The following is an 8,812-nucleotide window of genomic DNA, read 5'->3' on the forward strand; positions in this document are numbered from 1 at the left end:
GGGAACCAGTAAATGCAGAACCAGCACCTGAAATCCGACCTGCTCTTCCTGCTCAGCGCTACCATCTGGGGCTTTGCCTTCGTGGCCCAACGTATGGGCATGGATCATGTGGGACCGTTCACCTTCAATGGCATCCGGTTTTTGCTGGGGGCCATGGTGCTGGTTCCATTCATTGGCAAAGATCTCAACAACCAGCCAAAAAGAAACACCGGCAACCGTCAGATCCAGAGCAAACGCCTCTTTTTCTACGGCGGCCTGGCCGGGCTGACCATCTTCGCCGGTGCATCCCTGCAGCAGGTCGGGCTTGTCTACACCACTGCCGGCAAAGCGGGATTCATCACCGGCCTGTATGTGGTGATCGTACCGATCATGGGCCTGCTGTGGGGCCAGCGCACCAACGCGGGTACCTGGGGTGGGGCCTTGATGGCGGCCGCCGGCATGTACCTGCTCAGCGTCAACGAAGACCTGACCGTCTCCTTTGGCGATCTGCTGGAACTGATCGGGGCGGTTCTCTGGGCCGGACACATTCATCTGATCGGCTGGCTCTCCCCCAAAACCGATTCGCTGCGGCTGGCTTTTGTCCAGTTTATGGTTTGCGCCGCTGCCAGCCTGATCACGGCCGTGGCCGTCGAAACCGCCAGCGTTGCCGCCATTACCGCCGCGGCCCTGCCCATCATCTACGGTGGCGCCCTGTCCGTGGGGGTGGCGTATACCCTTCAGGTGGTGGCCCAACGCCATGCCCATCCGGCCCATGCCGCCATCCTGCTTAGTTTGGAGGCGGTGTTTGCCGCCGTAGGCGGTTGGCTGATCCTGGGAGAAACGATGTCGGGCAGGGGAATGATGGGATGTGCCCTGATGTTTATGGGAATGATGGTGTCCCAGCTTTATGGGTTGGTGATAAGAAAAGGACCGAAAACGGTTCTGGGGTAGTGTCCATCCTCAGATAGACCGACCCGTTCAATCTATGCGGTGATGTTCAGCGATCGACCCACTGGGTCGGCACGGTAAGGGCGTCTGGCTCCGGATGCCTGAAGACCTTGCCGGCCATCAGCCATTTCGGCTTCGTTATCCGCCAGTTCAAGCTTGCCTTTTTCCTGTCGTGCCTGCGCTTCGACCTGGCTGGCCTGGGCCGCTACCGCCTGGTCGGCGCCAGACGGTTCGGCCGGAGCCAGGGCCGCCCGCTTCACTTGCTGCATCTTGCGGATGGTCTGGCCCGGGTCGCTCTCGGCGGAGGTATCCACTTTCACCTCGCCGCCAACGGCATACATCCTGCCGTCCGGTCCCCGCTGGAAGGTAAAACTGGCGCCCCCTTGAACCAGCCCCGCACCGGAAGCCATATGGGCGCGCTCATGGGCGCGGACTTCCTGATCCCGCTGTTTCAGCTGCTGAACCTGCTGTTTCTTTTCTTCCGACAACTGCTGTAGGCTACCTGCCTGTGGTTCACGATTTTCCTTGCGCACCGCCGCAGCGGACGCATCCCGGCCATTCATTTGTCGAGAATCGTGAACTCGCCCGTATCCGGTGGTGTGGTCAGCAAATGAATGATTCTGAAGACTTCCGATCATGATCCACTTTTTTCCCTTTGCCTGCGCCGATCAACCGAGCGCACTGCATATGGCTGCCGCAGCCGATTCAACCGAGAGGGTACCGGTATTCAGAATCATATCATAATTGGCCGGATCGCCGATGTCGCTATGAAAATATTTCCTTACAAAGGCCCGGCGATCGGACTCGGCACGCAGCACGTGGCGTTTGGCATCCTTTTTTGACACCGCGTAGGTTTCTGCCACACAGTTCACCCGCAGTTCCAGGGGGGCGATAATCCGGACCCGGAACCGGTTCTCCGGGGGCAGAACAAAATTGGCACCCCGACCCACAATAATCGCTTTTCCGTGCCGACCGATGGCGCCAATAACCTGCATCAGCACACGGGAAACCTCGTCCGGCCAGAGATGCCGCTCGCTGATGGCGGCCGACACCCAGTCTTCGATCATGGACAAACCCTTTTCGTCCAGGGTCCGAATGACCCGGGTACTGGTATCGGCATTTTCGGCCATGGCATTAATGATTTCCTGGTGAAAAAGATCCAGTCCCAGCCGTTCGGCCACTGCTTTGGCCACCAATTTGCCCCCACTGCCGGGTTCCCTGGAAAGGGTGATCACCGGCAGGGTTTTGTCCTCCCGCTTTTCCTTTCTGAGGATCTCCCAGCGACGGACCTGCTCTTCGATGAGTTGATGCATGGCTTTCATGGCGCCTCCTTATGGGTTGTGGGTTAACGCCAAGCACAAAGGTTCGCGATGACAACAATTCACTGGCTGCAACGAGAGGATCAATAAAATCGTCACGGATTCCAGGAAAGCAGTTGAAGGGGTCAATCGTTCGGCAAGCAGACGGCGCGTGGAAAACAGGGAAGCGTATGGCAAAAGGTGAATTTCGATCGCTGTAGATTCATCGCGCAACACCTCAGTCAATACAAAAAGTCTATTCAACAACAGGTTTCATGTCAAGCATGCAGTCGCCGACGGCCAGCTTCGCCGGGCCGTTTATTGGATGCAATGAATCTGTTGGACCAGCCTGCGGGTTATCTCGCCAAGGAAGCCGAAGAAAAAGTGGTCGGCACCGTCGATGATATCGATGCAGGCATCGGGGTTCCATTGGCCCATCAACGGTCGGATCAGGCCGGGCGGGGCATATTCATCGCGGCTGCCCGCAACTACCGCTGAAAGCATCGGCAGGCGAATCCCCTCTTCGAAATCGATAAATGCCACCGGTGGGGCGACCATGGTCATCCCCTGCACCAACGGACCGCTCTGAAGGGCCATGGTGTTCACCCAGGCGCCGAAGGAGTAACCGGACAGGTGAATCGCTTCCAATCCCCTGTCGATTAGAAAAGAGATGGCATCCCTGACATCATTCCGCTCGCCACGGCCCTGATCGTAATGGCCGGCGCTTCTGCCGACACCCCGGAAATTGAATCTCAAGGTGGTAAAGCCCAGCTTGCGATAGGCTGCTGCGATGGCCTCCACCACCGGATTGCGCATATCCCCGCCGTATTGCGGGTGGGGGTGGGTGATGACAACCCCCTTATCTGAAACACCGGCGTGGCAGAGACCCTCCAAGTCGCCGCATCGCGAAGGTAATTTGACGGTTGCTTCCATGGGGCACGCGCTTTTCAGTGAAACAGGGGGTTCGGGACTGGATCCATTTTTTCGTTTCGACACGCAGGGCCGCCCGGATCGCAGCCAATGCCTGGAAGATCATGGCGCCTTCTGCCTTTTTCGTCAATTGTTTATCGCGGCGGGTATGATCACTCGAACCTCGATAGCATGCTGAGTGCAGCTGAAATGCACATATATTCCCGAAGAAATAGAAAAATAACTGAATAAATGGGCCGATGCGAACGATATAGACAAGTAGGAATGACAGGAAAGCAGATCACTGTCGGCTCATCGATGGAATAACATGTCGTTATCTTTCAATTAAAACTGGAATGGCGGCTTGAAGTCAGAATGAGGCTTGCATGAAAAGCGATAGACAGTGGAAAGATCCGTTGAGGAGTTGCGCCCATGCCTGTTGAATTCGTCTATCTGGCTTTGGACCCCACGTATTCGAAGGAGGCCAGCCGCTTCAATGTCCCGGTTACCTGCTATACCGACATGGACGACTTCTTGTCAGCGGAAACCGAAATTATGGGAGTCGCGATCGGTACAACCGACGGGCCGGTGGCCGAATCCGTGCTGATCACCTTGCGCGGGCGTCCGCAGACGTCGATCAAACCGATTTTCCTGCTGTCGCCAATGGCGGGAACCGCTGCAGACCTGGCAGATGGTGTCGCCGATTCGGTTGAAGCGGCCTACCGGCATGCAAAGGAGATCCAAGACCGCCTCAAGGATCTGGACAACAGCCTCTTTACGGACAGGGACGCCACCCTATTCAGGCTGCTGGTCTTACCCAATGCTTTATCGCTTTCCACTGGCCGATGCGATTCTGGGGGATGACGAAAACAGCGGCATCTGGCTGAACAACCTCGTGGAACGGAACCTGTTGAAACATGGCCGGCTCATGGATCGCATCCGGCTATGCCCGAAATGTGAGCACGCCCACCTGAACTACGTGGATGTGTGTCCGAGCTGCAACAGCATAGATATCGTTCAGAAACCGTTTTTGCATTGTTTTGCTTGCGGCCATGTATCGACCGAGGAGGCCTTCATCGAAAAGGGGTATCTCGGCTGCCCGAACTGCAGTAGGCGCCTGCGGCATATCGGCGCGGATTACGACCGAGCCCTTGAGAGTTAGAGCTGCCACAGCTGCGGTCACGTGTTCGAGGAGCCCGAAGTGACCGCCCATTGCCAGCACTGTGCTGCCAGAAGCAAGCCCGGGGACCTGTTGCCGTACAGCGTGTACCGGTAAGAAATCACCGAGCAGGGCATCGCCGCCGTCAAGACCGGCATGCTTGAAGATGTGTATGCCCTGCTGGACAGCCTGAACAACGTGAACCCGGCCTTCTTCGAAGCGATCCTGGACTGGCTGCTGAAGCTTAATCGCCGCCACGAAGACGTGAGCTTCAGCCTCATCGGCATCCGGCTGTTGAACGTGCTCGAACTGACCGAGGTCATCGGGCGGCGGCGGGTCAGCGAACTGATGGACGGTTTCGTCGGACGCATCCGCGAGCTGATCAGGACGACCGACCTGACCACGCGGACCAGTCGACAGAACTTCTGGATCCTGTTGCCCAAGACAGACGACACCGGCAGCGGCGTCGTCCTGAGCCGCATCGTCGAGACGCAACAGGACACCCGTCAGCAGGAAGGCGTGTCCCTGGAAATAAACACCGCCTGCTTCTGTGCACCCAGCGATTCCCAGGAGGGAGAATCGGCCCCCCTGCTGCTGGCACGGCTGTCCGGGGAGCTCGAATAAGCCATGGACATCCTGACCGCCGCCTGGGAACAGCTCGTCGTCCTCCTTTCAAGCCCGTTCAAGCATGGCCTCGTGCCGTTCGTGCTCAAGTTCATTCCTTATGTGCTTTTTCTTGAATTGCCCGTTTACTTCTTTATTCTCATGGGGGTGATCAAATACGACCTCCGCAGACATCAGGACGGTAAACGGATGCCGCCTTACCACCCGAAGGTATCGTGCATCGTCATGGGATACAGCGAGGGGCGCGATATCGGGCTGAGCCTCCTCTCTCTGGCTGAACAGCTGTATGCCGGCCAGATCGAAATCCTGGCCATGATCGACGGCGCCCAGAAAAACATCGACACCTACAACGCCGCCTGTCAACTGCAGGATCGGGTCGATCGCCTGCCACGGCGGACCCTGCGCGTCATCCCCAAGTGGCAGCGCGGCGGACGGGTGTCATCGCTCAACGCCGGACTGGAACTGGCCACGGGAACGATCGTTCTGAACATCGATGGGGACACCTCTTTTGACAACGATATGATCGCCAAGGTCGTAAGGCATTTCGCCGATCCAAATGTGGTCGGCGCAGCCGGCAACCTCAGGGTACGCAATGCCTTTCAAAGCCTGACCAGCCGGATGCAGGCCATTGAATACATGCTGTCCATTCACCTTTCAAAAATCGGTCTGAGCGAATTCAACGTGATCAACAACATCTCGGGGGCGTTCGGCGTCTATCGCAAATCCTTTGTCCGCCGGATCGGGGGATGGGACAGCGGAACGGCCGAAAATCTCGACCTGACCATTCGAACCAAACACTATTTCGGTCGCAAAACCGGGCTGCGGATGGTTTTCGAACCCGAAGCCATCGGGCACACCGAAGTTCCCGCCACCTTTTTGGGACTTCTGGATCAACGGCTGCGATGGGACGGGGATCTTTACTACCTGTATGTCAGGAAACACCCCTTGAGCTTCACCCCACGGATTTTAGGCTGGCGAAACATGGTGGTCATGCTGTGGACCGGCCTCTTCTTTCAGATCGTGATGCCCATGGTCATCGTCGTTTACACGCTATACAGCCTGCTGGCCTACCCCATCGACGTGGTTCTGGCCCTCTGGGCGCTGGTCTATCTGCTGTACCTGGCGATCATGACGATCTTTTTTATGGTCCATGTCACCCTGGTTTCAGAGCGCAAACGACAGGATCTGAAACTGCTGCCCGTTGTGCCCCTCGTGCCTGTTTTCACCTTCATCCTGCGTCTGTGGAATGCCGTGGCAACCATCAAGGAGGTCACTATGCGGTCGCATCTGGACTCCTCCATGGCACCCTGGTGGGTTTTGAAAAGGACCAAATTCTAATGCCGGGTCCCGGAAAAACGAGATTCGCTGCGCCGGGGTCGCCCCCACGCCCAGGCGGCCGATGGCCACGGTGGCCGGTCGGCCGGATGGCTGCAGTCGTGATGCTTGTGTGGACACTGGTCTTTGTCTTGGCACCACTGGGTGCACCCGCCTTGGAAATCACCCAGCCGCGGGAGATGGCGCCCGATTCAACCGTCATCCCGTTCGACGGACAGGTGTTGGACGCATTGCCGCCCCAGCCGCTTCATTTCGATGCACCGCCCCCGTCGATCCCGGCGACCGCTTTGCCGGTCCGGTCATTGCCCATGCTGGAAGCCGGGATGACGGCTGCCCCGGATGTGCTCATCGCCGCTGCGGAGCTGGACGAAAAAATCAGCCGGCTGGATCATGCCCAGGCACGCAGTGGGCTGGAGCTTCGCGGAAAGGCAGGCATTGGCGGATACCGGGAACTGGCGGGCACCGATGCCACGCGAGATTACGGCGAGCTGTCGGTCGGTGGAGGAATCCGCTATCCGCTGTTCGGCAGGTACAAGCAGCAAAAGATCGATGTGGCCAAGGCTGAAGCGCGCACCTGGGAAAGTCAGCATAAACTGGCAATGGCCCGCTTGGACAGCCTGAAAGTCCTTCGAAGCCACTACATCGACTATTGGGGCAGCGCGGAAAAGATCAATCTGAGCCGGATGTTCCTTGCCAGGCAGCAGGAGGTCGAACGGATCATCACCCGTCGAACCGCAACCGGCCTGATGCTCGAAGCCGATCGACAGGAATTCTTGACCACCTTTGCACTGGTCCGGCGCAACCTCTCACGCATGCAGATCGTTCAGAACCGCTCCCTGCGAGCCCTGCAACAACTGACAGGACCAGATCTGGCGCCCTTTTCACCCGAGCCGCCGGCACTTCCCCGGGCCTGTGATGACTTGGCAGCCCTGAAATCGGCCGTATTGGACACCCATCCGGATATTCAACGCTACCGGAGTCTGGTGGATGAACAGCTGGGGGTTCTGGAAATGACGCACATCGGCAACCTGGATGCCTACGTGGATGTCGGCGGGTTTGCATCCCGGGAAAACACGGCCGATGCCAACGAATACGGTCTCTCATTGAATCTGACGGTCACCCTCCCGGCAGAAATCCGACGCGCCAATCAGGCCGAACGCCGTGCCGCGTTGGCCACCCTTAGAAAAGCCCAGCTGCAGCTGGACCGTAGCAGCGATCAGCTTCTGGCAGATGCGGAAGCGGCATTTTTGCGCATTCGCGCCGAAAACAGCAACCTGCAGTTTGCCTATCAGCGGGTGGAGGCCGCTTTGGAGCGCTTGCGGGAACGGCTGTTGCGGTCGAACCGGCTGCCCGGCGACACCCTGGAACAGCTTGAGCAGGCACGCTATCACTATTATCTGGCGGCCATCGATCTGGTGGATGCCCGGATGTCGTTATACCTCCACCATACCAACCTGCTGCAATACACGGCGTCGGCATGCCGTGCGGATGATTCCGCCGTTGCGGACGGTGAGCCTGCCGTCGATTCGATCATCAACAGCAACTATCTCAATCCGCTGTGGCTGCAGACAATGCCGGCAATGGAACCGTCGACACCAGCTGTGGCCGCGAGGGCGAAGCCCACCGTCGACACCCCGTTACCCGGATACGGCGCTTATGTGTGGAACAGCCGACTGTTGCCGCTTGACCAGCCCAGGGGTGATCGTTTCTGGCATCGGCTCGCCGAGGCCGGCATCGATCGGCTCTTGATCTCTTTTGACGGCCCTCAAATCGAGGCACTGCGCCACGGAAAGGCCCGCATCGACCTCGAGCGATTCCTTCATGCCGCCAGGGATCGACGCATTCGCGTCGATTTGCTGCTGGGAGAACCGCTGTGGATCCTACCGGCTCACCGACAGGACCTGATGACCATCGTTCAGCAGCTGTCCGATCTTCCCTTCGACGGCCTTCACCTGGACCTTGAGCCCAACCAGCTCGATGAAAAGCGATATGGCGAAACCTACCTGCTGTCGCAGCTGATCCGCACCCTTCAGGGAGTCAAGCGCGTCAGCCCGTGGCCCGTGGGCCTGAGTATCCACCCCCGCTACCTGGACGAGGACCGGACTGACATTTGCCTGGGATGTGCGCTGACCAACATCGGACTGGATGAATTGACCCTGATGGTTTATGTCACCCGGCCGCAGCGGGTGAGCCGGGTGACCCGATCGATCCAGGCACGCTTTCCGGAGCTTTCCGTTTCCGTGGCCCAGAGTGTGGAACCCATCTTGAGCAACGACGAGAGCTATGCCGGCAAAGGCAGGTCCTATTTTGTCCAGCAAATGGCAGTGCTCGCCGAAGAAATGGCCGGGGGCAACTTCAAGGGCATCCTGATCCAATCCTACTCAGACTATGCGGAAATGAAACCATGAAAGTCAGCTTCGACAATCAAAAAGGCCAAGACCCGGCATGCGTCAAGGGCGTCCGGGCGCCCTATGCGGCCGCCAAACGCAGCGTGTCGCAGTGGCGCTGGTACCTGATCCTGCTGATCGTTGCCAGCCCGCTGCTTTACCTGCTGTGGAAA

General features: G+C 58.3%; 8 protein-coding genes and 1 pseudogene. 6 read left to right on the forward strand and 3 right to left on the reverse strand.

Going from position 1 to position 8,812, the window contains the following annotated elements:
• Positions 1 to 12 precede the first annotated feature (12 nt).
• Complete coding sequence (locus ACZCED_RS13075; protein ID WP_462969489.1) at positions 13 to 930, forward strand: DMT family transporter; 918 nt, start codon at positions 13 to 15, stop codon at positions 928 to 930.
• A 32-nt stretch (positions 931 to 962) separates the two neighbouring features.
• Here the strand turns inward: ACZCED_RS13075 and ACZCED_RS13080 are convergent, their stop codons facing one another.
• The 3 genes from ACZCED_RS13080 to ACZCED_RS13090 form a co-directional block, all read right to left on the reverse strand.
• A complete protein-coding gene (locus ACZCED_RS13080) occupies positions 963 to 1,490 on the reverse strand; it encodes a putative metalloprotease CJM1_0395 family protein (protein ID WP_464860959.1) in 528 nt (175 codons plus the stop codon).
• A 105-nt stretch (positions 1,491 to 1,595) separates the two neighbouring features.
• Positions 1,596 to 2,249, reverse strand: a complete 654-nt coding sequence (locus ACZCED_RS13085) for a cytidylate kinase-like family protein (protein WP_462969491.1) — start codon at positions 2,247 to 2,249, stop codon at positions 1,596 to 1,598.
• Between the two features lie 294 nt (positions 2,250 to 2,543).
• Positions 2,544 to 3,158: an alpha/beta hydrolase gene (locus ACZCED_RS13090; protein ID WP_462969492.1), complete on the reverse strand. Its 615-nt coding sequence runs from the start codon at positions 3,156 to 3,158 to the stop codon at positions 2,544 to 2,546.
• Positions 3,159 to 3,566: 408 nt separating this feature from the next.
• Between ACZCED_RS13090 and ACZCED_RS13095 the strand changes: the two genes are divergently transcribed.
• The 5 genes and pseudogenes from ACZCED_RS13095 (at position 3,567) to ACZCED_RS13115 (ending at position 8,660) form a co-directional block, all read left to right on the forward strand.
• Complete coding sequence (locus tag ACZCED_RS13095; protein WP_464860960.1) at positions 3,567 to 3,998, forward strand: hypothetical protein; 432 nt, start codon at positions 3,567 to 3,569, stop codon at positions 3,996 to 3,998.
• Positions 3,955 to 4,410, forward strand: a pseudogene (locus ACZCED_RS13100) (TackOD1 domain-containing metal-binding protein). The gene ACZCED_RS13095 and the pseudogene ACZCED_RS13100 overlap by 44 nt, the downstream one beginning before the upstream one ends.
• Positions 4,411 to 4,449: 39 nt before the next feature.
• The gene (locus ACZCED_RS13105; protein ID WP_462969495.1) at positions 4,450 to 4,917 is read left to right on the forward strand and encodes a diguanylate cyclase domain-containing protein; all 468 of its coding nucleotides are present in this window, start codon (positions 4,450 to 4,452) and stop codon (positions 4,915 to 4,917) included.
• A gap of 3 nt (positions 4,918 to 4,920) precedes the next feature.
• Positions 4,921 to 6,255, forward strand: coding sequence for a glycosyltransferase family 2 protein (locus tag ACZCED_RS13110; protein ID WP_464860961.1), 1,335 nt, complete (start codon positions 4,921 to 4,923; stop codon positions 6,253 to 6,255).
• Positions 6,256 to 6,341: 86 nt separating this feature from the next.
• Complete coding sequence (locus tag ACZCED_RS13115; RefSeq protein ID WP_464860962.1) at positions 6,342 to 8,660, forward strand: TolC family protein; 2,319 nt, start codon at positions 6,342 to 6,344, stop codon at positions 8,658 to 8,660.
• The last annotated feature ends 152 nt before the right edge of the window (positions 8,661 to 8,812 follow it).

Source organism: Desulfosarcina sp., assembly GCF_055467485.1.

What these genes read in the sequence shown, in the direction of transcription:
- ACZCED_RS13075 (WP_462969489.1), top strand. Translation starts at nt 13, where the DNA reads ATGCAGAACCAGCACCTGAAATCCGACCTGCTCTTCCTGCTCAGCGCT.
- ACZCED_RS13110 (WP_464860961.1), top strand. Translation starts at nt 4,921, where the DNA reads ATGGACATCCTGACCGCCGCCTGGGAACAGCTCGTCGTCCTCCTTTCA.
- ACZCED_RS13080 (WP_464860959.1), bottom strand. Translation starts at nt 1,490, where the DNA reads ATGAATGGCCGGGATGCGTCCGCTGCGGCGGTGCGCAAGGAAAATCGT.
- ACZCED_RS13095 (WP_464860960.1), top strand. Translation starts at nt 3,567, where the DNA reads ATGCCTGTTGAATTCGTCTATCTGGCTTTGGACCCCACGTATTCGAAG.
- ACZCED_RS13085 (WP_462969491.1), bottom strand. Translation starts at nt 2,249, where the DNA reads ATGAAAGCCATGCATCAACTCATCGAAGAGCAGGTCCGTCGCTGGGAG.
- ACZCED_RS13105 (WP_462969495.1), top strand. Translation starts at nt 4,450, where the DNA reads ATGCTTGAAGATGTGTATGCCCTGCTGGACAGCCTGAACAACGTGAAC.
- ACZCED_RS13090 (WP_462969492.1), bottom strand. Translation starts at nt 3,158, where the DNA reads ATGGAAGCAACCGTCAAATTACCTTCGCGATGCGGCGACTTGGAGGGT.
- ACZCED_RS13115 (WP_464860962.1), top strand. Translation starts at nt 6,342, where the DNA reads ATGGCTGCAGTCGTGATGCTTGTGTGGACACTGGTCTTTGTCTTGGCA.